Raw genomic sequence first — 19,356 nt, 5'->3', positions numbered from 1 at the left:
CCGGTCCCGGACCTCTGGCGACCACCCGGGCAGTGGCAGAAGTTCATGAGGGGGGGCATCGAGTGTCAGCAGTCGATGGCCAGAGGGTGGCACGGAGCGTGGCTGCAACCACGGTTGCCGGAATCTGACGCTGCCACGGTCTATGCTGTTGCCACCCCAAGCGAATCGAAGGAGTGAGCAATGCAACGGGAAATCGTCTTCTACACCAACCCCATGTCGCGGGGCGGTATCGTGCACTGGATGCTCGAGGAGCTCGGCGCCCCCTATCGCCTGGAGGTCCTCGAGTACGGTGCGCCGATGAAGTCGCCCGAGTATCTGGCCATCAACCCGATGGGCAAGGTGCCGGCCATTCGGCACGGCGACGTGGTGGTCACCGAGGCGGCGGCCATCTGTGCCTATCTCGCCGATGCCTTTCCCGAGGCCGGCCTGGCACCGGAGACGACGGCCCGTGGTGCCTACTATCGCTGGCTGTTCTTCGCCGCCGGCCCGTTGGAGACGGCGATCTCGCTGCAGAGTTGCGGGGTTCGGCCCACCGCCGAGCAGCAGATGCAGTTGGGGTGCGGCGCCGCCGCAACGGTGATCGATACGCTGGCGATGGCGGTCAAGGGCCGGCGGTACATCGCGGGCGACAACTTCACCGCGGCGGATGTGTATGTCGGTTCGCACATCGGCTGGGGCATGCAGTTCGGCACCCTCGACAGGCGTCCCGAGTTCGAGGCCTATTGGGCGGGCCTGAAGGAGCGGCCGGCGCACCGGCGTAGCGAGGCATTCATCGAGAGGGCCATGGCGGAACGACGATAGCACGCGGACCGGCGGGGGTCAGGAGCGTTACACTTCACCTGACCCCATTGCCCGGATGTGCCCCCATGACCGACGCCCGCCTGAAGAGCCCCGCCACGGCGCGCAACCGCGAGCCGATTCTCGAGGTGTTGACCTCCATACTGCCCGCACGGGCCCGGGTGCTGGAGGTGGCCAGCGGCAGCGGCGAGCATGCCGTGCACTTTGCATCGGCCATGCCGGGCTGGGAGTGGCAGCCCAGCGACCCGAACCCCCATGCGCGTCGATCGATCGAGGCGTGGCGGGCCCATGCCGGCCTGGCCAATCTGCATGAGCCCATGGCGCTGGATGTGACCATCATCTGCCCGACCGGCCCCTATGACGCCATGGTGGCGATCAATCTCCTGCACATCTCGCCGTGGGCGGTCACCGAGGCGCTGATGGCCTGTGCCGGGCAGCGGCTGCCGACGGATGGTGTGCTCTATCTCTACGGCCCCTTCCGGCGCGAAGGGCATCCTGCGGCACCCAGCAACGAGGCCTTCGATGCCGACCTGCGGGCGCGGGATCCACGCTGGGGCATCCGGGAGCTCGAGGTGGTGACGGCCGAGGCCGAGTGCCAGGGGTTGGCACGCGAGCGGGTGGTGGAGATGCCCGCCAACAACCTCAGCGTGGTCTTCCGCAAGGGCGCTTGATGCCGCGCCCGTTACTCGGGGATCTCGCCGGGCACTCGATACTCGATCGGCTCCGCCTGGCGCTCCTCGCGGGTCTTGGTCTCGTCCTCGGCGGGCACCCCCCACAGCGTCTCGCGGCTGCCGTCGGGAAAGGTGTAGGTGGTGCAGCCGGCGAGCAGGGCGAGGGTCAGGCCGGCGGCGGGCAGCAGGAGACGGTTGACTCGAGTCACGGTGAATCCCTTCATGATGTCGGAAATAGGGCCAGCCTGCGGGCCGGCCGTGTGGTCGTCAAGGGGCAGGCCGGCGTCATCCGGAGATGCCCAGCGGGATGGGGACATCGACCACCGGTAGCATGATCACCGCGTAGATGATCATCGGCACCGACGGCAGCATGACCACCCCCGATGGTACCCCTGGCGGCGTTCAGTCGAGCGCCCGGGCATTTCATGGTGAACGGATGGGTTCCTGTGCTGTCTCGGGAAGGGCTGACGATTCCAGCCCACCCCGGTGCCGGTGTAGCGCTGCGTGCTGCCGCCGGTAACGTCACCTTTCGTCACCACGGGGTGTCATCGCCGGGAAGAATGGGTTAGGGTCCCCGTACCCTGGATAGCCATACCTTTGATAGTAATGGAGTTTTCATGACCGTACTCAAGTCGCTCGCCGTCTCTACCCTGACACTCGCCCTGGCCGCCCCGGCCCTCGCCCAGCAGGTGTCCCCGGGGCAGGGGCAGGCCCCCAGTGCCGAAGACCAGGTGAACCAGCTCGATGAGCTGGTCGATCTCGACGACAACCAGCAACAGGAGCTGGTCACCCTGCTCAACGATTCCCAGAGCCGCATCCAGTCGCTGCAGGGTGAGGCCCAGCAGGTCCAGGTGCAGCTGCAGGAAAACATCGGCCCCGAGTTCGACGAGACCGCCATTCGCCAGGACGCCGAGCGTCTCGGCCAGCTTACCGGCGACATGACGGCCGAGAGCGTGCTGATGCAGGCACGGGTCGAGGCCACCCTGACCCAGGAGCAGCGCGACGAGCTGCAGCGGCAGATGGAAGCCCAGCAGGAGCAGATGCGCCAGATGCAGGAGCAGATGCAACAGCAGCAACAGCAACAGCAGCCGCAGTAATCCCGGCCCGAGTGACGGGCAGCGGCAGGCCGGTGACAGACCGGCGCGAGGATGCGGCGGCCCGAGGCGGGCCGCCGCTTTTTTTGTCGCAGGGGAGGCTCAGGCCGCGCCGATCAGGTGCTTGACCTCCAGGTAGGCGGCAAGGCCCCAGGGGCCGAGTTCGCGGCCGATGCCGCTGCGCTTGACACCGCCCCAGCCGGTCTCGGGCAGCACCAGCTGCTCGCTGTTGATCCAGACGCTGCCGGCCTGGAGCTGCCGCCCGATGCGTCGGGCTCGCTCGGCAGTGCCGCTGACCACGGTGGCGGCCAGGCCGAAGTCGCTGTCGTTGGCGAGGCGGATGGCCTGCGCTTCGCTGTCCACGCTGCGCCCGCACAGCACCGGGCCGAAGATCTCCTCGCGCCACAGGCGGCTCTCCACCGGCACGTCGCGATAGAGAGTCGGTGCCAGAAAGAAGCCCTGGCCGGGCAGTTCTCGATGGCGGGCGTCGCGCACCGCGGCGAGCCCCTCCTGTTCGGCGATGGCGAGATAACCCTGTACCGCCTCGCGCTGACGGGCGCTGGTCATGGGGCCCATGGTGGTGCCCTCGGCCAGGGGATCGCCCAGCACCAGGGCATCGATACGCTCGCCCAGGGCGGCGTAGAGCGGTTCGGCCACGGCCTCGTGGACCAGCAGCCGTGAGGTCGCCGAGCAGATCTGTCCGGCATTGATGTAGAGGCCCGCCATCACCCAGTCGGCGGCCCGTTCCGGGTCGGCATCCTCCATCACCAGGATCGGCGACTTGCCGCCGAGCTCCAGCGACACCCCGGCGGTGCGTTCGGCGGCGGCGTGCATCACCGCTTCGCCGATCCGGTTGCTGCCGGTGAAGGAGACCTTGTCGACGGCCGGGTGGGCGGCGAGTGGGGCGCCGATGCCCTCGCCGTCGCCATGCAGCAGGTTGAGCACCCCGGCGGGCAGGCCGATCTCGTGGGCGATCTCGGCCAGGGCCCGCTCGGGCAGCGGTGTCACCTCCGAGGGCTTGAGTACTGCGGTACAGCCGGCGGCCAGCGCCGGGGCGAGCTTCCAGGCGCTGGTCACCAGCGGGAAGTTCCAGGGGGTGATCAGCCCCACCACGCCCACCGGGTCGTGGTAGCAGCGTGCCTCGACACCCTCCATCTCCAGGGTTACCGGCCGGCCCTGGCGGGCGTCCAGGGCGCGGGCCTGATCGGCGTAGTATCGGTAGCAGGCGATGGCGTCGTCCAGGTCGATGGCGGCCTCGGCGAGTACCTTGCCGTTGTTGGTCGACGAGAGGCGCATCAATTCGTCGCGGCGGCGGCGCAATGCCCCGGCGAAGCCGTCGAGGTAGTGTGCCCGCTCGGCGCCGGAGCGCGCTCGCCAGGCGGGCAGCGCACGGCGCGCCGCGGCCACGGCGGCGTCCACATCGGCGGGGTGGCCGGCGGTGACCTCGGCGATCACCGCCTCCGTGTAGGGGTTGGTCACCGGCAGCCGACGTTCGCCCCGGGAGGCCACCCAATGGTTATCGATAAACTGCTGGTCAAGGCGTTGCATGGGGACTCTCTTCATCAGGCCAGGGGAGCAAGACTCCCGTTGTGGCTGGGAACCGCGGCTTTCCCAGGGGAACGGTGCCGCGAAGGCGCTGTGAATCCCTCCCTGGACGCTACCTTTTCCTTCCCTGGAAAAGGACCTTCGCTTTACCGTCCTCCTGGTGCCGCTCGCCGAGTGGTTGGTTAATCGATAGCTCGCTGCCAGGCGTGGGCATCCACCTCGATCAGCAGGGGGCCATCCGTGGGGCGGGCGGCCAGGGCGCGGGCCAGTTCGGTGGAGCTGCCGACCCGGGTCGCCAGGCAGCCGAAGCCGGCGGCCACGGCCTGGAAGTCCGGGGCCTGGATATCGACGCCGAGCCGCTCGACGCCGTGGGCGTCCATGTAGCGACGGATCTCCTCATAGCCCTGGTTGTGCCACAGCAGGATCACCACCGGCAGGCGCTCCTCCACGGCGGTGGCGAGCTCCGAAAGGGTGAACATCACCCCGCCGTCGCCGACTAGGGCGACCACCGGCAGCGCCGGCTGTCCGAGCTGGGCGCCGAGCGCGGCCGGCAGCCCGTAGCCGAGGGTGCCGTAGCCGGTCGAAGCGTTGAAGTAGCGCCGCGGCGCCGGTTGCGCGACCAGGTGATTGCCGGCATAGACCGGGGCGGTGGAGTCGCCGACCAGGATCGCCTCGGGCAGGGCTTCCTCGAGCGCGGCGTAGAGCGGCACGAAGGGGGCAAGGGCCGGGTCATGGGGCAGGCCGAGGGCGGCCAGCACCCGGGCGGTGCGCTCGCGCCCGCCGCGGGCGAGGGGGGCGGGGAAGTACGCGAGCAGTTGCTCGAGGCTGCGACCGGCATCGCCCACCAGGCCGAGGCTGACCGTCTGGTTGCGGACCAGCTGCTGGGCGTCCACATCGATGCGGATCAGCCGCCCGCTGAGGTCGAAACCGTCGTCGAACACCACGTCGTAGTCGGTCTCGCCGAGCTCGGTACCCACGGCGAGGATCGCATCGGCCTCACGGGCCAGCTCGCGCACCGCGGGCAGGCTGGCGTTGGCCCCCAGGTCCAGGGGATGGTCTCGGCCCAGCAGGCCCTTGGCGTTGATGGTGGTGGCGGTGGGCGCGTCGAGCCGGGTGACCAGCTCGCGGGCCGCCTCGGGGGCGGCCACGCAGCCGCCGCCGAGCAGCACCAGGGGGCGCTGGGCCTCGCGCAGCCACTGGGCGGCCGTCGTCAGGCCCTCGGGGTCCGGTACCGGCCGGTACAGCCTCGGCGCCTGCCAAGTGGTGGGTGGGGGGGCCGGGGCGTCGAAGAGGTCGATGGGGATCTCGATGTGAACCGGCCCCGGACGCTGGCCCTGGAAGACGGCGAAGGCGCGGGCCAGCACCTCGGGCAGGGCAGCCGGGTCGAGCAGGGTGTGACTGAAGCGCGAGACCCCGGCCATCAGCTGCTGCTGGCTTGCCAGCTCATGCAGTCGGCCCTGGCCGCGCCCCAGGGTGTCGCGGCGGTTGACGCTGGAGATCACCAGCATGGGCACCGAGTCGGCCAGCGCCTGGCCCATGGCGGTGGCGATGTTGGTCATCCCGGGGCCGGTGATGATCAGGCAGACCCCGGGCCTGCCGGTGGCGCGGGCATAGCCGTCGGCCATGAAGCCGGCGCCCTGCTCGTGGCGCGGGGTGACGTGACGTAGCCCGCCGCCGGTGAGGCCGCGATAGAGCGCGACGGTGTGCACCCCGGGGATGCCGAAGACGGTATCCACGCCATAGGTATCGCGTAACAGGCGCAACAGCAACTGGGCACAAGTCATTGGTTAACCCCTTTGGGCTATGAGCGGCGGGCTGCGAACCACGAACTGCTCGAGGCTCGAAGCCCATTGCTCGCGGCATTAGAAGAAGAACGCATGGGCCATGAAGGCGATGATCGGCAGGGTGATGGCGGTGCGCAGCAGGAAGATCGCCACCAGCTCCCACAGCTTGATCGGAATCTTCGACTTGAGCAGCAGGGCGCCGATCTCCGACATGTAGATCAACTGGGTCAGCGACAGGCAGGCGATCACGAAGCGGGTCAGTTCGCTCTCGATGTTGGTCGCCAGTACCGCCGGCAGGAACATGTCGGCGAAGCCCACCAGGGTGGCCGGGGCGGCCGCCTCGGCCTCGGGAATGCGCAGCAGCTCGAGCACCGGCACCATGGGGTAGGAGAGCCAGGTGAACAGCGGCGTGAACTCGGCTAGTATCAGCGCCACGGTGCCGATGGCGAACACCAGCGGCAGCAGGGCGAGGAAGATGTCGGCGACGTTGAACAGGGCATTGCGTGCCAGCTCCCGGGGGCCCGGGGCCTTCTCGGCACGGCGTACCGCCTGCAGCAGGCTGTAGCGCAGCAGTCCCACCTCCTCGGTGCGCTTCTCGGCGAGCTGGCAACCCACCGGCTCGTAGTAGCTGTCGGGCTTGCGCGACAGCGGCGGCAGCCGCGGCACGATCACGGCGGCGATCAGGCCGGCCACCACCACGGTGAAGTAGAACTGGACGAACATGTGGTTGAGATCGACGAAGCTGGTGATCAACAGGCTGAAGGCGATCGACACGATGGAGAAGTTGGTGGCGATCACCGCGGCCTCGCGGCGATTGTAGAAGCCCGTCTCGTACTGCTGGGTGGTGATCAGCACACCGACGGTGCCCGAGCCCATCCAGGAGGCGGTGGCGTCGATGGCGCTGCGCCCCGGCAGGTTGAAGATGACCCGAAACGGCTTGCGCACCAGGCTGCCGATGAATTCCATGAAGCCGAACTCGACCAGGAAGGGCAGCAGCAGGGCGGCGAAGAAGAAGAAGGTCAGCAGCACCGGGGCCAGGTCATTGAGCATCACCCCGCCGGTGAAGGAGGCGGTGACGAACTCGGGGCCGACCTGGAAGAAGGTCATCAGCGCGAAGATGGCACCGAGCAGGCGCATGCCCAACCACACCGGGCCGACGTGGAACATGTCGCGCATCACGCCGTGCTCGGCCCAGGCCGGGCGGGCCACCTTGATATAGAGCGTCGCCACGACCGAAAGACAGAGCACGAATACCGCGATGGCCGGCAGGGCGCCGTCGAGCAGCGCCTTGAGGCCGTCGGCCATCAGGCCCATGCCGATGTTGATGGTGTCGCCGACCTGGAACGGGACCAGGAACAGGCTGACCCCGATCAGCGAGGGGATCAGGAACTTGAAGAGATCGCGGCGATGGAAGCCGCGGTCACGGGCGGCGTCGTTGCCGGTGGATTCGAGAGCGGACATAGGGGATACCCCACGGATTGTTGTCGTTGGCGATGGATCGATGCGATCGAGGACGACCGTCGGCGAGTTCAGTCGCGGTGCTGGACGCCGGGCAGGACGCAGAGCATCTCGTAGAGCAGGGTGGCGCCCATCAGCGCGGTGTTGCCGCTGGGATCGTAGGGTGGCGAGACCTCGACCAGGTCACCACCGACGATGTTCAGGCCGGTGGCGCCCCGCACGATCTCCAGGCCCTGGGCCGAGGTCAGGCCGCCCATCTCCACGGTGCCGGTACCGGGGGCCACCGAGGGATCGAGGCCGTCGATGTCGAAGGAGATGTAGACCGGGGTGTCGCCCATCTGCTCGCGGACTTCGGCCATCAGCGGGGCCAGCGACGTGTACCAGCACTGCTCGGCGGTCACCACGCGAAAGCCCTGTTGGCGACACCAGTCGAAGTCCTCGGCGGAATAGCCGGTGCCGCGCAGGCCGATCTGCACCACCTTGTTCCCGGCCAGCAGGCCTTCCTCCTGGGCGCGGCGGAAGGGCGTGCCATGCGCGATGGGTTCGCCGAACATCTGGTCGTTGACGTCGGCATGGGCGTCGATGTGGATCAGCCCCACGGGGCCGTGCGTTGCGGCGATGGCACGCAGGATCGGCAGGGTGATGGTGTGCTCGCCGCCGAGCGTGAGCGGGGTGCAGCCATGGCCGAGCACCTCGGCGTAGAAGGCGGTGATGATGTCGATGCTCTTCGGCAGATGAAAGGTATTGATCGGCACGTCGCCGATGTCGGCCACCTGCAGGCTGTCGAAGGGGGCCGCCCGGGTCGCCATGTTGTAGGGCCGCAGCATGCGCGACTCGTCGCGGATCTGGCGTGGCCCCAGCCGGGTGCCGGGGCGGTTGGAGGTGCCGATGTCCAGGGGCACGCCAATGAAGGCGGCATCCAGGCCCTCGGCGCTCGGTCGGGCGGGCAGGCGCATCATGGTGGCCGGGCCGCCGAAGCGGGGCATCTCGTTGCCGCCGAGGGGTTGGTTGTAGTGATGCATCGGGGTCTCCTCTGATATCGCCCTGTCGGGGTATGGGTGCTCGAAGACGAGTCCAGACTGCCGTGCATAGGGTGTGCCATATTTTAACCTGCCGATTTCATGGAGGTTTTTATCCAGGCGATGCGTTATTGCATCATTAGGCCCCGTTATGTGATGCAATGATGTATTGTTGATGCATAAGTGAATCGCCGGCGGGCCAGGAGGGGGAACCGGATGGACCATATCGACAGCCGTGTGCTCCAGACCATCATCGAGACGGCCAACGACCATTTCTTCATCGTCGATGGCAAGGGCCGGGTACTCGACGTGAGCCCGGGGGCCGCCGCGGTCTACGGCATGTCCCGGGAGGAGCTGACCCGGGCCACGGTGCAGGAGCTCGAGGCCCGGGGCGTGCTCAAGCCATCGATCAGCCTGGAGGTGCTGCGCACCGGGCGGCCGGTGCAACTGATGCAGGTGACCGGCACCGGGCGCCGGGTGATCGCCGAGGCACACCCGGTGTTCGTCGACGGCCGCATCGAGCGTATCGTCAGTCGCTCACGGGATCTCACCGACCTGCAACTGCTGCAGGACGAGTACGCCCTGCTGCAGAAGCGCTTCAGCGAGCATCTCAGGCGCAGTCATGCCGGAGCGGTCACCGATGACGGGGGGCTGGATGACGCCCTCGAGGCGCTCCAGGTGCGTAGCGGGGTGATGCGTGAGGTGGCGCTGTTGCTCAAGCGGGTGGCGCCGTCGGACGCCACGGTGCTGATGCTGGGGGAGTCCGGTGTCGGCAAGACCGCCTTTGCCCGCCAGCTGCATCGCTGGAGTCGACGTGGCGAGGGGCCCTTCGTCGAGGTCAACTGCGGTGCGATTCCCGAGAACCTCTTCGAGTCGGAGATGTTCGGCTACCAGCCCGGCGCCTTCAGCGGCGCGGCGCGGCAGGGCAAGGCGGGGCTGCTCGAGCAGGCCGAGGGGGGCACGCTGTTTCTCGACGAGATCGGCGAGCTGCCGCTGCTGATGCAGACCAAGCTGCTCAAGGTGATTCAGGATGGAACCGTCACTCGGCTCGGCGATACCCGGCCGCGGCGGGTGGACTTCCGACTGGTGGTCGCCACCAACCAGGACCTGGCGCGCAACGTGGAGGCGGGGCGCTTCCGGCTCGATCTCTACTATCGACTCAATGTGATTCCGGTGACGCTGCCACCACTGCGCGAGCGACGTGAGGACATTCCCGCCCTGGTGGAAAACTGCCTGGCGAGCCTCAACCGGCGCTACGGCCGGCAGAAGCTGCTGCACGCCGGCGCCTGGTCGGAACTGATGGGCAGCGACTGGCCGGGCAATGTGCGTGAGCTGGAGAACTGGTTGGAGCGGGCCTGGCTCTCGGCGCCCGGCGACATAATCGAGGCGCCGCCATGGCGTGCCGTGTCGACACCGGTCATGGGGCCGGGAGGGGGCGTCGATGGCGATGCAGCCGTAAAGCCGCCGGGGGTCGCCCCGGGCGAGTCGCTGCCGGATTACCTGTCCCGCGTCGAGCGTGAGGTGCTGGCGACATCATGCGGGGAGCTGGCCAGTACCTACGCCATCGCCGAGCGTCTCGGGATCAGCCAGCCCAGCGTGGTGCGCAAGCTCAGGCGGCACGGGTTACGAATTCACCGGGCGTGACTCGCCTCGTGCCACGCTCGATGTCCCCTCGCTCGACCCGCGTGACCGAGCGCAGACAGTTTTCGGACAATGGCTAACGTCCCGTTCCCAAGTGGTGCTTCAGTTCATCCCGGGTGACCTTGTCGATGACCACTTCCGGATGATGTCGGTGGATCGCCGAATAGATCTCGTCCTCGCGATTGGCGGGTACGTCCACCATCATCAGGAAGGCCCCGTTCTCGATGTCATCCTCGTACTTGTCGACCTTCACGTCGTGCACCGACACCCCGATCATGGTGCTGCTCCAGATGCCGAACAGGCCGCCGAACACCATCATGCCGAGGATGAGCAGCACAAAGCTGATACCGCCGATGGCGTTGTCCAGGATGACGTAGGCGACGATACCCAGTACGAGGCCCAGCGGGATGCCATACTTGAGGCCACGCACCGCGGCATTGACCACATCCGAGGTTTCGCGCAGGGTGGCGTTGTGCACTCCCTGTTCTTCCAGGTGCTTCCAGTCTCTGCCCGTGACATGAACCTCATCCTTCTTCAGCTTGAGGTCGTTCAGTTCATGGGCGATGTTGACGGTGGTATCCAGGTCGGGGGTCAAGAAATACAAGCGACTCATATTATTCTCCTGTCCAGCAACACCGAGGAACCGGGGCGGATGCCCGAACGTCCTCCAGCTCCTTTCCAGTCATCCGTCTCCCTGTCTCCACTGCAGCGGCAGCAAGTACACGTCATGGTGCGGCGATGCCTGCCGCGGCTCATCGGATGGGTCGCTGCCGCCTTGACCGCAGGTGGGACTCCACTACTAAGGTTGTCGATAAAGTGGCGATCGGCAAGCCGGGGAGGCCCGCAACGCAAAACCGCCACCCGGCATGACCCGTAAGTGGCGGTTTCTCTTGATGTTCATGGTCGGAGCGACAGGATTCGAACCTGCGACCTCTGCAACCCCATTGCAGCGCGCTACCAAGCTGCGCCACGCTCCGACACGTTTCCGGTGACTGGTGGCTGGTGGCTGCTGCCAGTGGCCCCCGAGAACGAGGCGTATACTAGCGCGTTGCGGGACAAATGAAAAGCCCTCTTTGCGCTTCAGTTTCAATTGCTTGGCTCGGGTGTCCATGGCGGGCCGGCGTCCCTCGGCGAGAGGTCGCCGCTTTCCAGCGTGCGGTCTGGGTGTTGGCGGGCTTTCGAGGCAGTCACTATAGTGACTCCATAATGTACTCACTTGCGAAACGCGCGGTGGGGTGCAAGGGAGGGGCGGCCAATGGCGATAGCGATTGCTGTCATCGTGTTAGCGCTGGGGTCGGTTCTGTTCTTTTTTATCAGTCCCTGGAATCTGACGCCGTTGGCCTCCAACTGGGGGACCATCGATGACACCATCCATATCACCATGTGGGTCACGGGGGCGGTGTTCGTCGCCGTCAACCTCTTCCTCGCCTACGTCATCATCCGCTATCGCTACCGCAAGCAGCGGCGGTCGCACTATGACCCCGAGAACAAGAAGCTCGAGATCTGGCTCACCGGCCTGACGACGATCGGCATCGCCGCCTTGCTGGCGCCAGGGTTGCTGGTATGGGGTGCCTTCGTCTCGGTCCCCGAGGATGCCCACGAGGTCGAGGTGGTCGGGCAGCAGTGGCACTGGAGCTACCGTTTCCCCGGTGAGGACGGCCGTTTCGGTGCCGTGCAGACTCGCCTCATCGGCCCGGACAACCCTTTTGGCATGGTCGACGATGCCGCCGGCCAGGACGATGTGCTGATCCAGAGCCCGCGCCTGGTGCTGCCCGTCGATCGACCGGTCAAGATGGTGCTGCGCTCCAAGGACGTGCTGCACAACTTCCAGGTGGCCAACTTCCGCGCCAAGATGGACATGGTGCCGGGCCAGGTCACCTATTTCTGGCTGACCCCCACCGAGCTCGGTGAGTTCGAGGTGAGCTGCGCCGAGCTGTGCGGCATCGCCCACTTCGCCATGCGCGGTCGGGTCGATGTCGTCGACCCCGAGGCGTTCGACGACTGGCTGGCCGAACAGCCCACCCATGCCGAACTCGCGGCCCTGGAGCCGGGGGACCCCGAGGCCGGGGAGGCCCACTTCGCCAGCTGCGCCGCCTGCCATGGCAGTGAAGGGCAGGGCAACCCCGATCTGAATGCACCCAGGCTCGTCGGCCTCGAGCCCTGGTATCTCGAGCGACAGCTCGAGCTGTTCCGCGCCGGGGCCCGCGGGACCCATGAGGAGGATACCTTCGGGCAGCAGATGCGCCCCTTCGCGGCCCAGCTCCCCGACCGGCAAGCGATCGTCGATCTCGTCGCCTATGTCCAGGCCCTGCCTGACGAGCCGGTCGAGGCCACCCTATCGGGGGATGCCGAACGCGGGGCGCGGCTCTACCGCACCTGCGGCTCCTGTCACGGCGCCGATGGCCAGGGGATACAGGCCACCAACGCCCCGCGTCTGGCGGGCATGCACGACTGGTACCTGGCCAGGCAGTTGCGGCATTTCCGGGAAGGCATCCGCGGTCGCCATGCCGAAGACCTGTATGGCCACCAGATGGTCGACATGGCGCAGGTACTGGTCGACGACCGGGCCGTCGACGATGTCGTCGCCCATATCAATACGCTGGCTGGCGGTGGGGAGGAGTGAGTGATGGCCGAACGGGGACACGACAGCGCATCCTATGCAGCCGCGAACGATATCGAGGAGATGGAACTCGTCCATCCCAGGACCTTCATCGGCAAGTACATCTGGAGCCAGGACGCCAAGGTCATCGCGATCCAGTACGCCATCACCGCCACGGCCATCGGCCTGGTGGCCCTGGTGCTGTCGATCCTGATCCGCCTGCAACTCGGTTTCCCCAACGCCTTCTCACTGGTCGACCCGAGCAACTACCTGCAGTACGTGACCATGCACGGCATGATCATGGTGGTCTATCTGCTCACCGCCCTGCTGCTGGGAGGCTTCGGCAACTATCTGATCCCGCTGATGTGCGGGGCGCGGGACATGGTCTTTCCCTACCTCAACATGCTGAGCTACTGGTTCTACCTGGCCTCGGTGCTGATCCTGGTGGCGAGCTTCTTCGTGCCCGGGGGCCCCTCGGGGGGCGGCTGGACGCTGTACCCGCCGCAGGTGATCAGCCAGGGTACGCCGGGGGTCGACGGCGGCATCCTGCTGATGCTGGTGTCGTTGTCGGTGTTCATCATCGGCTTCACCATGGGCGGGCTCAACTATGTGGTGACGGTGCTGCAGGCGCGCACCCGGGGCATGACGCTGATGCGTCTGCCGCTGACCGTCTGGGGGATCTTCATGGCCACGGTGATGGCGCTGCTGGCCTTCCCGGCGCTGCTGGTGGCCGTGCTGATGACGATATGCGACCTGCTGCTGGGCACCAGCTTCTTCATGCCCGAGATGGAGAGCCTGGGTGAGCAGTCCAGCCACGAGGGAGGCAGCCCGCTGCTCTTCCAGCACCTGTTCTGGTTCTTCGGCCATCCCGAGGTCTATATCGTCGCGCTGCCGGCCTTCGGCATCGTCTCCGACCTGCTGGCGACCCATGCGCGCAAGAACATCTTCGGCTATCGCATGATGGTCTGGGCCATCATCATCATCGGGGTGCTGAGCTTCATCGTCTGGGCGCACCACATGTTCGTCAGCGGCATGAACCCCTATTTCGGCTTCCTGTTCGCCACCACCACCCTGATCATCGCGGTGCCCACGGCGATCAAGGTCTACAACTGGGTGTTGACCCTGTGGCGGGGCAATATCCAGCTGTCGGTGCCGATGCTGTTCGCCATCGGTTTCCTCTTCACCTTCGTCAACGGTGGGCTGAGCGGCCTGTTTCTCGGCAACGTCACCGTGGACGTGCCGTTGTCGGACACCTATTTCGTGGTCGGCCACTTCCATATGGTGATGGCCGTGGCGCCGATCCTGGTGATCTTCGGGGCCATCTACCACTGGTACCCCAAGGTCACCGGCCGGATGCTCGACGACCGCCTGGGCAAGGTGCATTTCTGGGTGACCTTCCTCGGCACTTATGTCATCTACTTCCCGATGCACTTCATGGGCTTCGCCGGCGTGCCGCGTCGCTACTATGCGTATGGCGAGACGGCCTTCATCCCCGATTCGGTGGTGACCATGAACAGCGTGATCACCGTGGCGGCGATCATCGTCGCCCTGGCCCAGGTACTGTTCCTCTTCAATCTGGCCTGGAGCTACTTCCGCGGCCGCGAGTCGGGCCCCAACCCCTGGCAGGCGACGACCCTGGAGTGGCAGACCGAGCACACGCCGCCGCGGCACGGCAACTTCGGCGACGAATTGCCGGTGGTCTATCGCTGGGCCTACGACTACAGCGTGCCCGGTGCCGAGCGAGACTTCATCCCGCAGACGGTCCCCCACGAGGGCGAGGAGCGCCGATGATCATCTCGCTGGTCTTCCTGTCGCTGCTGATGGCGCTGTTCGGTGGCTGGCTGTTCAGTCACTCGATCAATGTCAGGCCCTGGGAGGTGCAGGGCGGCACGCTCGGTGAGCGGCCGGCGGCGGTGACGGCGCCGCGGGTGGGGCTGGCGGTGTTCCTGGCGGTGGCGACATCGCTGTTCGCCCTGACCATCAGCGCCTACATGATGCGCATGGACATGGGCGCCGACTGGCGGTCGCCGCCGACGCCGGGGCTGCTCTGGTTCAACACCGCGCTGCTGGTGCTGGGCAGCGTGGCCCTGCAGCGGGCCTGGGGGGCGGCCCGGCACGGCAGGCGCGGCGAACTCGGCATCGGCCTGATCGCTGGCGGGGCCTGTAGCATCGCCTTCGTCCTCGGCCAGGGCCTGGTCTGGTGGCAGCTCGACGCGGCGGGCCACTACCTGGCGGCCAACCCGGCCAATGCCTTCTTCTACCTGTTGACCGCCCTGCATGGCTTGCACCTGCTGGGCGGCCTGGCCGTCTGGGCCAGGACGCTGTTCCGCCTCAGGCGGGGCGCCACCCCCGAGCGGCTGTGCGGCAGCGTCGAGCTGTGCGCGCTGTACTGGCATTACCTGCTGGTGGTGTGGGGGATTCTCTTCATGCTGGTGTTGTCGACCTGACAGGAGGGCAAGCGATGGCCGATCCTGGTACCCATGGTTCCGGCTCGCCCGAGGGGGTGAGGGGGCTCGTCTCGGACTGGTCCTCGGACCGACGGGTCTTCGATGTCCCCTGGGGCAAGGCGATGATGTGGATCTTCCTGTTGAGCGATATCTTCATCTTCGCCTGTTTCCTGGTCGGCTACATGACGATGCGCATGTCGACCACCGACACCTGGCCGAATGCCAGCGAGGTCTTCGCCCTGAACGTGGGCGGGCAACATGTCCCCTTGCTGTTGATCGCGATCATGACCTTCATCCTGATCAGCAGCAGCGGCACCATGGCGCTGGCGGTCAAGTACGGTTACGAGAAGAATCGCCGCATGACCGCCATGCTGCTGATCCTGACCGCGCTGCTCGGGGCCTCCTTCGTCGGCATGCAGGCGTTCGAATGGACCAAGCTGATCGAGGAGGGGGTTCGGCCCTGGGGGAATCCCTGGGGCACGGCCCAGTTCGGGGCGGCGTTCTTCCTGATCACCGGCTTCCACGGCACCCATGTGAGCTTCGGGGTGCTGTTTCTGGTGATCATGGCGGTCAAGGTCGTGCGGGGAGCGCTGGACGACCAGCGGCCCGGTTTTCTCACCGGTCGCAGGGGCCGCTACGAGATGGTCGAGACCCTCGGCCTGTACTGGCACTTCGTGGACCTGGTCTGGGTGTTCATCTTCGCGTTCTTCTATCTGTGGTAGCGTCCCCGGGAGGTCGTCATGGCGAGTGAAGGGCATCAGCAGCATCCACTGCGGGTCTATCTATGGATCTGGTTCCTGTTGTTCGTGCTCAGCGTGTTCTCCTACCTGGTCGACTATGTGGGCATGGAGGGCTACCTCAAGTGGACCCTGATCACGCTGTTCATGTTGATGAAGGCCGGCCTGATCATCTCGGTATTCATGCATATGGTCTGGGAGCGACTGGCCATCATCAGCGTCGTGCTGGTGCCCCCGGGGGTGCTGCTGTTCCTGATGGGGCTGATGATGCTGGAGTCGAATCATACCCTGGTGTCGCGCCTGACCTTCTTCGCCAACTGACCGGTAGACGAGGAGGGCGGTCGTGCCGTTGATCATGGGCATGAGCGTGCTGCTGAGCTGTCAGTTCCTCGGTGAGCTGGTCGCTCGGGGCCTGATCCTGCCCGTGCCGGGGCCGGTGATCGGCATGGTGATCCTGCTGGTGGGGCTGATGATCCGCGGCAAGGTGCCGGACAGCCTGCGCATGACCGGTGAGGGGCTGCTGCGCTACCTGACGCTGCTGTTCGTGCCGGCGGGAGTCGGGCTGATGGTGCATGTCGAGCTGATCGGGCTCGACCTCTGGCCCATCCTGGTGACCCTGGTGGTTTCCACGGCCGTCACCCTGGGGGGCACCGGCTGGTTGCTCGAGCGGTTGAATCGGCGGCAGGGAGGGCGACCATGAAGGTCGCGGCCGTGGATCAGCTGTGGGTCTATCTCTCCGGGCATCCGCTACTGTCGTTGCTGGTCACGCTGCTGGCCTTCATTGCCGCGGTGCGGATCAATCGCGCCCTGGGTGGCACATCGCTGTTGCATCCGGTGATCCTCTCCATTGCTCTGCTGATCGCCTTCCTGCTGTTGGTGGACATGGACTACCCCACCTATTTCGAGGGAGCCCAGTTCATCCACTTTCTGCTCGGGCCCGCCACCGTGGCCCTGGCCATTCCGCTCTATGACCATCGCGAGCGGGTGCGTCGCCTGCTGGTCCCGCTGCTGCTGGCCTGTGGTGCCGGCATCGTCACCGCCGTGGGTTCGACCCTGGGGCTGGCCATGCTGCTGGGGGCACGCCCCGAGACCCTGCTGTCGCTGGCGCCACGCTCGGTGACCTCGCCGATCGCCATGGGCATCGCCGAGCAGATCGGCGGGATCCCCTCGCTGGCCGCTGGCCTGGTGCTGTTGACCGGCTCCATCGGATGCGCCCTGGCGCCCTGGGTCTTCCGCCTGCTGCGGGTGCGTGATCCGGCGGTACAGGGCTTCACCCTGGGGTTGTCGGCCCATGGCTTCGGCACGGCCCATGCCTTTGCCCGCATCGGTGCCGTGGCCGGTGCCTTCTCGGGGCTCGCCATGGGCCTGACCGGCCTGCTGACGGCCTTCCTGCTGCCGATGTTGACGCGCCTCTTCGGGCTCCACTGATCGCCGACATGATGGCGCTGCGGAGTCAGAGCTCCTCCCAGACCCGCTCGCGGAACTCGTGGGAGAGCTGGGTGGCCTTTTCCAGCCGCTGCATCTGGGCGTCGGTGACGTCCTTGACCAGTTTCTGGTAGCACTCATGCATCTCGGCCGGGGTGCTGGGCGCATCGTCGCCGCCGAAGCATTCGGCCATGCGTTGGCCGCTTTCCGCCATGGCCTTGAGGTACTGGGCCTCGAACTGCATGGCCTCGGCGATGCTTTCCATCCAGGCCAGCTGCATGCGGGCCAGGGGGCTGGCACTCTGTAGCCACTGTTGCTGCCACCATGCCAGCATCGGTTCGGTCGCCGGCATTGCCGGGGTGGGCGAGGTCGGTTTGCGTTGACTCATGATCGGGCTCCTGTTGCCTGCTTGCCGTGACGGATGGCTGTCGTGTGGTGGAAGAACCATGGGTAGAGTATAGGTGTCGGCCGGGGCGCTGCCTGCTTCCTGCCAGGGTGTTGCGTGCCCGAATGATGCCGGTCAAGGTGTCGGTGCCTGCCTGCGACCAAAGAATGAGAGTGGCGGTCGGGAAAAGGAGTAAGCGGTATGTGGAGCGTGATCAAGTCGGTACTGGCCGCCTTCTTCGGCGTACAGAAGGAGCGGCAGCGTCAGGCGGATTTCGAGACGGGGCGCCCCGTCGTGTTCATCGCCGTGGGGATCGTCATGACGCTGGTCCTGATAGGGCTGGTGGCCCTGGTGGCCACACTGGCGGCTCGCTGAGCCCCTGCCCGAGGCGGCAGCGTTGACATCGGGGTCGACGATTTATGGTATTGATGTTGGGTGACGAATCCTGTAACTCTTTCTCTTGTCGTCCTGGATCTCGATAAATCTAATTAAGAGAAAGGGCAACAACAGGAGAATGGCTCCGACGATCCTGGCGATGTCTCTGGAGCCCTGGCGGTTGACGACAACAACGACGACAAGGAGGCGCCGATGCGCACGTTGCTCGTGTGGGTGGCGGGGTGCTGGACCCTGGCCGGGCTCAGCCCGCTTGCACTGGCCAACGGCTGGAACATGCCGGTCGGGGTATCGGAGCTGAGTCGCGAGATCTATTCCCTGCACATGACGATCTTCTGGATCTGCGTAGCCATCGGCGTGGTGGTCTTCGGGGTGATGTTCTATTCCCTGTTTCGTTTTCGTCGCTCGCGGGGGGCCAAGGCCGACAATTTCCACGAGAACACCACCGTCGAGGTGCTGTGGACGGCGATCCCGCTGCTGATCCTGGTGGGCATGGCGGTGCCTGCCACCGCGACCCTCGTGAAGATGTACGATGCCTCCGACGCCGAACTCGACGTGATGATCACCGGGCAGCAGTGGCGCTGGCGTTACGAGTACCTCGGAGAAGACGTCGCCTTCACCTCCAACCTGGGCACACCGCGGGCGCAGATTCGCGGCGAGGAGGCGCGTGGCGAGCATTACCTGCTGGAAGTCGATGAGCCCCTGGTGCTGCCGACCAACCGCAAGGTGCGCTTCCTGATGACGGCGGATGACGTCATTCACTCCTGGTGGGTGCCGGACCTGGCGGTCAAGCAGGACACCATCCCCGGCTTCATCAACGAGAACTGGGTGAACATCAGCGAGCCGGGTATCTATCGCGGCCAGTGCGCCGAGTTGTGTGGCATGGACCACGGCTTCATGCCGATCGTGGTGCATGCCATGGAGGGCGAGGAGTTCGACGAGTGGCTGGCCGAGCGCAAGGAGGCCGCCGCCGAGGAGGCGATGGGCGTCGATCGCGACTGGGAACTCGACGAGCTGATGGAGCGTGGCGAGGCCGTCTACGGCAGCATCTGCGCCTCCTGCCACCAGGCCGAGGGCCAGGGTGCCCCCCCGGCCTTCCCGAGCCTGGCCGGCAATGAACGCCTGATCGGCGACGTCGAATGGCATGTCCAGACCATCATCAACGGTGTCTCGGGCACGGCCATGCCGTCCTTCCGCAACACCCTGAACCCGGTCGAGATCGCTGCCGTGGCGACCTTCACCCGCAACGCCTGGGGCAACGACACCGGCGATGCGGTGCAGCCTTCAGACGTCGCCGAGCAACTGGCGCAGTAGCGCAGACCGAGCGATTTCGTGTTCCGGACAAGAACAACGCATTCAG

Annotated in this window: 20 protein-coding genes and 1 tRNA gene; 13 read left to right on the top strand and 8 right to left on the bottom strand. The window is 66.3% G+C overall.

Annotation, left to right across the window (positions count from 1 at the left end; translation table 11 throughout):
- Nucleotides 1-180: 180 nt before the first annotated feature.
- Nucleotides 181-801 (top strand): glutathione S-transferase family protein, encoded by a 621-nt coding sequence (locus QLQ85_RS09765; protein WP_282738819.1) that lies wholly within the window; start codon nucleotides 181-183, stop codon nucleotides 799-801.
- Between the two features lie 65 nt (nucleotides 802-866).
- Nucleotides 867-1,469: a DUF938 domain-containing protein gene (locus tag QLQ85_RS09760; protein ID WP_282738818.1), complete on the top strand. Its 603-nt coding sequence runs from the start codon at nucleotides 867-869 to the stop codon at nucleotides 1,467-1,469.
- An 11-nt stretch (nucleotides 1,470-1,480) separates the two neighbouring features.
- On the opposite strand, the gene QLQ85_RS09755 is transcribed toward QLQ85_RS09760, so the two are convergent.
- Complete coding sequence (locus QLQ85_RS09755; protein ID WP_282720637.1) at nucleotides 1,481-1,678, bottom strand: hypothetical protein; 198 nt, start codon at nucleotides 1,676-1,678, stop codon at nucleotides 1,481-1,483.
- Between the two features lie 408 nt (nucleotides 1,679-2,086).
- Between QLQ85_RS09755 and QLQ85_RS09750 the strand changes: the two genes are divergently transcribed.
- Nucleotides 2,087-2,566 carry a hypothetical protein gene (locus QLQ85_RS09750; protein ID WP_282738817.1) on the top strand — a complete coding sequence of 160 codons (480 nt, stop codon included), beginning with the start codon at nucleotides 2,087-2,089 and terminating at the stop codon, nucleotides 2,564-2,566.
- A gap of 99 nt (nucleotides 2,567-2,665) precedes the next feature.
- Here QLQ85_RS09750 and QLQ85_RS09745 read toward each other — a convergent pair whose 3' ends face one another.
- The 4 genes from QLQ85_RS09745 to speB all read right to left on the bottom strand — a co-directional run bounded on the left by QLQ85_RS09745 (nucleotide 2,666) and on the right by speB (nucleotide 8,372).
- Nucleotides 2,666-4,111 carry an aldehyde dehydrogenase family protein gene (locus QLQ85_RS09745; RefSeq protein WP_282738816.1) on the bottom strand — a complete coding sequence of 482 codons (1,446 nt, stop codon included), beginning with the start codon at nucleotides 4,109-4,111 and terminating at the stop codon, nucleotides 2,666-2,668.
- Between the two features lie 179 nt (nucleotides 4,112-4,290).
- Nucleotides 4,291-5,892, bottom strand: coding sequence for a 5-guanidino-2-oxopentanoate decarboxylase (locus QLQ85_RS09740; RefSeq protein ID WP_282738815.1), 1,602 nt, complete (start codon nucleotides 5,890-5,892; stop codon nucleotides 4,291-4,293).
- A gap of 78 nt (nucleotides 5,893-5,970) precedes the next feature.
- Complete coding sequence (locus QLQ85_RS09735; RefSeq protein ID WP_282738814.1) at nucleotides 5,971-7,353, bottom strand: YjiH family protein; 1,383 nt, start codon at nucleotides 7,351-7,353, stop codon at nucleotides 5,971-5,973.
- Between the two features lie 68 nt (nucleotides 7,354-7,421).
- Nucleotides 7,422-8,372, bottom strand: coding sequence for an agmatinase (gene speB, locus QLQ85_RS09730; protein WP_282738813.1), 951 nt, complete (start codon nucleotides 8,370-8,372; stop codon nucleotides 7,422-7,424).
- Nucleotides 8,373-8,585: 213 nt separating this feature from the next.
- On the opposite strand from speB, the gene QLQ85_RS09725 reads away from it, so the two are divergent.
- Nucleotides 8,586-10,013 (top strand): sigma-54 interaction domain-containing protein, encoded by a 1,428-nt coding sequence (locus QLQ85_RS09725; protein WP_282738812.1) that lies wholly within the window; start codon nucleotides 8,586-8,588, stop codon nucleotides 10,011-10,013.
- A gap of 73 nt (nucleotides 10,014-10,086) precedes the next feature.
- Here QLQ85_RS09725 and QLQ85_RS09720 read toward each other — a convergent pair whose 3' ends face one another.
- Nucleotides 10,087-10,623 (bottom strand): DUF1269 domain-containing protein, encoded by a 537-nt coding sequence (locus QLQ85_RS09720; RefSeq protein ID WP_282720630.1) that lies wholly within the window; start codon nucleotides 10,621-10,623, stop codon nucleotides 10,087-10,089.
- A gap of 287 nt (nucleotides 10,624-10,910) precedes the next feature.
- Nucleotides 10,911-10,987 (bottom strand) — tRNA-Pro (locus QLQ85_RS09715).
- Between the two features lie 359 nt (nucleotides 10,988-11,346).
- Here QLQ85_RS09715 and QLQ85_RS09710 point away from each other — a divergent pair.
- From QLQ85_RS09710 to QLQ85_RS09680, 7 genes are read left to right on the top strand one after another with little or no spacing between them, the layout of a single operon-like run.
- Nucleotides 11,347-12,633 carry a c-type cytochrome gene (locus QLQ85_RS09710; RefSeq protein ID WP_282738811.1) on the top strand — a complete coding sequence of 429 codons (1,287 nt, stop codon included), beginning with the start codon at nucleotides 11,347-11,349 and terminating at the stop codon, nucleotides 12,631-12,633.
- Between the two features lie 3 nt (nucleotides 12,634-12,636).
- A complete protein-coding gene (locus tag QLQ85_RS09705) occupies nucleotides 12,637-14,400 on the top strand; it encodes a cytochrome c oxidase subunit I (protein ID WP_282738810.1) in 1,764 nt (587 codons plus the stop codon).
- Nucleotides 14,397-15,056 (top strand): cytochrome c oxidase subunit 3, encoded by a 660-nt coding sequence (locus QLQ85_RS09700; RefSeq protein ID WP_282738809.1) that lies wholly within the window; start codon nucleotides 14,397-14,399, stop codon nucleotides 15,054-15,056. The genes QLQ85_RS09705 and QLQ85_RS09700 overlap by 4 nt, the downstream gene beginning before the upstream one ends.
- A 14-nt stretch (nucleotides 15,057-15,070) precedes the next feature.
- Nucleotides 15,071-15,778 carry a heme-copper oxidase subunit III family protein gene (locus QLQ85_RS09695; protein WP_282738808.1) on the top strand — a complete coding sequence of 236 codons (708 nt, stop codon included), beginning with the start codon at nucleotides 15,071-15,073 and terminating at the stop codon, nucleotides 15,776-15,778.
- Between the two features lie 18 nt (nucleotides 15,779-15,796).
- The gene (locus QLQ85_RS09690; protein ID WP_282720625.1) at nucleotides 15,797-16,114 is read left to right on the top strand and encodes a cytochrome C oxidase subunit IV family protein; all 318 of its coding nucleotides are present in this window, start codon (nucleotides 15,797-15,799) and stop codon (nucleotides 16,112-16,114) included.
- A 22-nt stretch (nucleotides 16,115-16,136) separates the two neighbouring features.
- Nucleotides 16,137-16,493, top strand: coding sequence for a CidA/LrgA family protein (locus QLQ85_RS09685; protein WP_282738807.1), 357 nt, complete (start codon nucleotides 16,137-16,139; stop codon nucleotides 16,491-16,493).
- The gene (locus QLQ85_RS09680) at nucleotides 16,490-17,221 is read left to right on the top strand and encodes an LrgB family protein (RefSeq protein WP_282738806.1); all 732 of its coding nucleotides are present in this window, start codon (nucleotides 16,490-16,492) and stop codon (nucleotides 17,219-17,221) included. Before QLQ85_RS09685 ends, QLQ85_RS09680 begins: the two co-directional genes overlap by 4 nt.
- Before the next feature lie 25 nt (nucleotides 17,222-17,246).
- Here the strand turns inward: QLQ85_RS09680 and QLQ85_RS09675 are convergent, their stop codons facing one another.
- Nucleotides 17,247-17,606 (bottom strand): hypothetical protein, encoded by a 360-nt coding sequence (locus tag QLQ85_RS09675; RefSeq protein WP_282738805.1) that lies wholly within the window; start codon nucleotides 17,604-17,606, stop codon nucleotides 17,247-17,249.
- A gap of 198 nt (nucleotides 17,607-17,804) precedes the next feature.
- Here QLQ85_RS09675 and QLQ85_RS09670 point away from each other — a divergent pair, with 198 nt between their 5' ends.
- Both QLQ85_RS09670 and coxB read left to right on the top strand, forming a co-directional pair.
- Nucleotides 17,805-17,978, top strand: a complete 174-nt coding sequence (locus QLQ85_RS09670; protein ID WP_282738804.1) for a DUF2970 domain-containing protein — start codon at nucleotides 17,805-17,807, stop codon at nucleotides 17,976-17,978.
- Nucleotides 17,979-18,191: 213 nt separating this feature from the next.
- Nucleotides 18,192-19,310, top strand: a complete 1,119-nt coding sequence (gene coxB, locus QLQ85_RS09665) for a cytochrome c oxidase subunit II (protein WP_282738803.1) — start codon at nucleotides 18,192-18,194, stop codon at nucleotides 19,308-19,310.
- The last annotated feature ends 46 nt before the right edge of the window (nucleotides 19,311-19,356 follow it).

Origin of the sequence: Halomonas kalidii (assembly GCF_030010475.1) — a bacterium.
Taxonomy (GTDB): domain Bacteria; phylum Pseudomonadota; class Gammaproteobacteria; order Pseudomonadales; family Halomonadaceae; genus Halomonas; species Halomonas heilongjiangensis.
The sequence above is the reverse complement of the archived record's forward strand: the minus strand, read 5'-3'. Positions and strand labels throughout refer to the sequence as shown.

Excerpts from the sequence above, each read along its gene's own strand:
- QLQ85_RS09675 (WP_282738805.1), bottom strand. The coding sequence starts at position 17,606 with ATGAGTCAACGCAAACCGACCTCGCCCACCCCGGCAATGCCGGCGACC.
- coxB (WP_282738803.1), top strand. The coding sequence starts at position 18,192 with ATGCGCACGTTGCTCGTGTGGGTGGCGGGGTGCTGGACCCTGGCCGGG.
- QLQ85_RS09670 (WP_282738804.1), top strand. The coding sequence starts at position 17,805 with ATGTGGAGCGTGATCAAGTCGGTACTGGCCGCCTTCTTCGGCGTACAG.
- QLQ85_RS09705 (WP_282738810.1), top strand. The coding sequence starts at position 12,637 with ATGGCCGAACGGGGACACGACAGCGCATCCTATGCAGCCGCGAACGAT.
- QLQ85_RS09750 (WP_282738817.1), top strand. The coding sequence starts at position 2,087 with ATGACCGTACTCAAGTCGCTCGCCGTCTCTACCCTGACACTCGCCCTG.
- QLQ85_RS09680 (WP_282738806.1), top strand. The coding sequence starts at position 16,490 with ATGAAGGTCGCGGCCGTGGATCAGCTGTGGGTCTATCTCTCCGGGCAT.
- QLQ85_RS09765 (WP_282738819.1), top strand. The coding sequence starts at position 181 with ATGCAACGGGAAATCGTCTTCTACACCAACCCCATGTCGCGGGGCGGT.
- QLQ85_RS09725 (WP_282738812.1), top strand. The coding sequence starts at position 8,586 with ATGGACCATATCGACAGCCGTGTGCTCCAGACCATCATCGAGACGGCC.
- QLQ85_RS09760 (WP_282738818.1), top strand. The coding sequence starts at position 867 with ATGACCGACGCCCGCCTGAAGAGCCCCGCCACGGCGCGCAACCGCGAG.
- QLQ85_RS09695 (WP_282738808.1), top strand. The coding sequence starts at position 15,071 with ATGGCCGATCCTGGTACCCATGGTTCCGGCTCGCCCGAGGGGGTGAGG.
- QLQ85_RS09740 (WP_282738815.1), bottom strand. The coding sequence starts at position 5,892 with ATGACTTGTGCCCAGTTGCTGTTGCGCCTGTTACGCGATACCTATGGC.
- QLQ85_RS09690 (WP_282720625.1), top strand. The coding sequence starts at position 15,797 with ATGGCGAGTGAAGGGCATCAGCAGCATCCACTGCGGGTCTATCTATGG.
- QLQ85_RS09735 (WP_282738814.1), bottom strand. The coding sequence starts at position 7,353 with ATGTCCGCTCTCGAATCCACCGGCAACGACGCCGCCCGTGACCGCGGC.
- QLQ85_RS09745 (WP_282738816.1), bottom strand. The coding sequence starts at position 4,111 with ATGCAACGCCTTGACCAGCAGTTTATCGATAACCATTGGGTGGCCTCC.
- speB (WP_282738813.1), bottom strand. The coding sequence starts at position 8,372 with ATGCATCACTACAACCAACCCCTCGGCGGCAACGAGATGCCCCGCTTC.
- QLQ85_RS09720 (WP_282720630.1), bottom strand. The coding sequence starts at position 10,623 with ATGAGTCGCTTGTATTTCTTGACCCCCGACCTGGATACCACCGTCAAC.
- QLQ85_RS09700 (WP_282738809.1), top strand. The coding sequence starts at position 14,397 with ATGATCATCTCGCTGGTCTTCCTGTCGCTGCTGATGGCGCTGTTCGGT.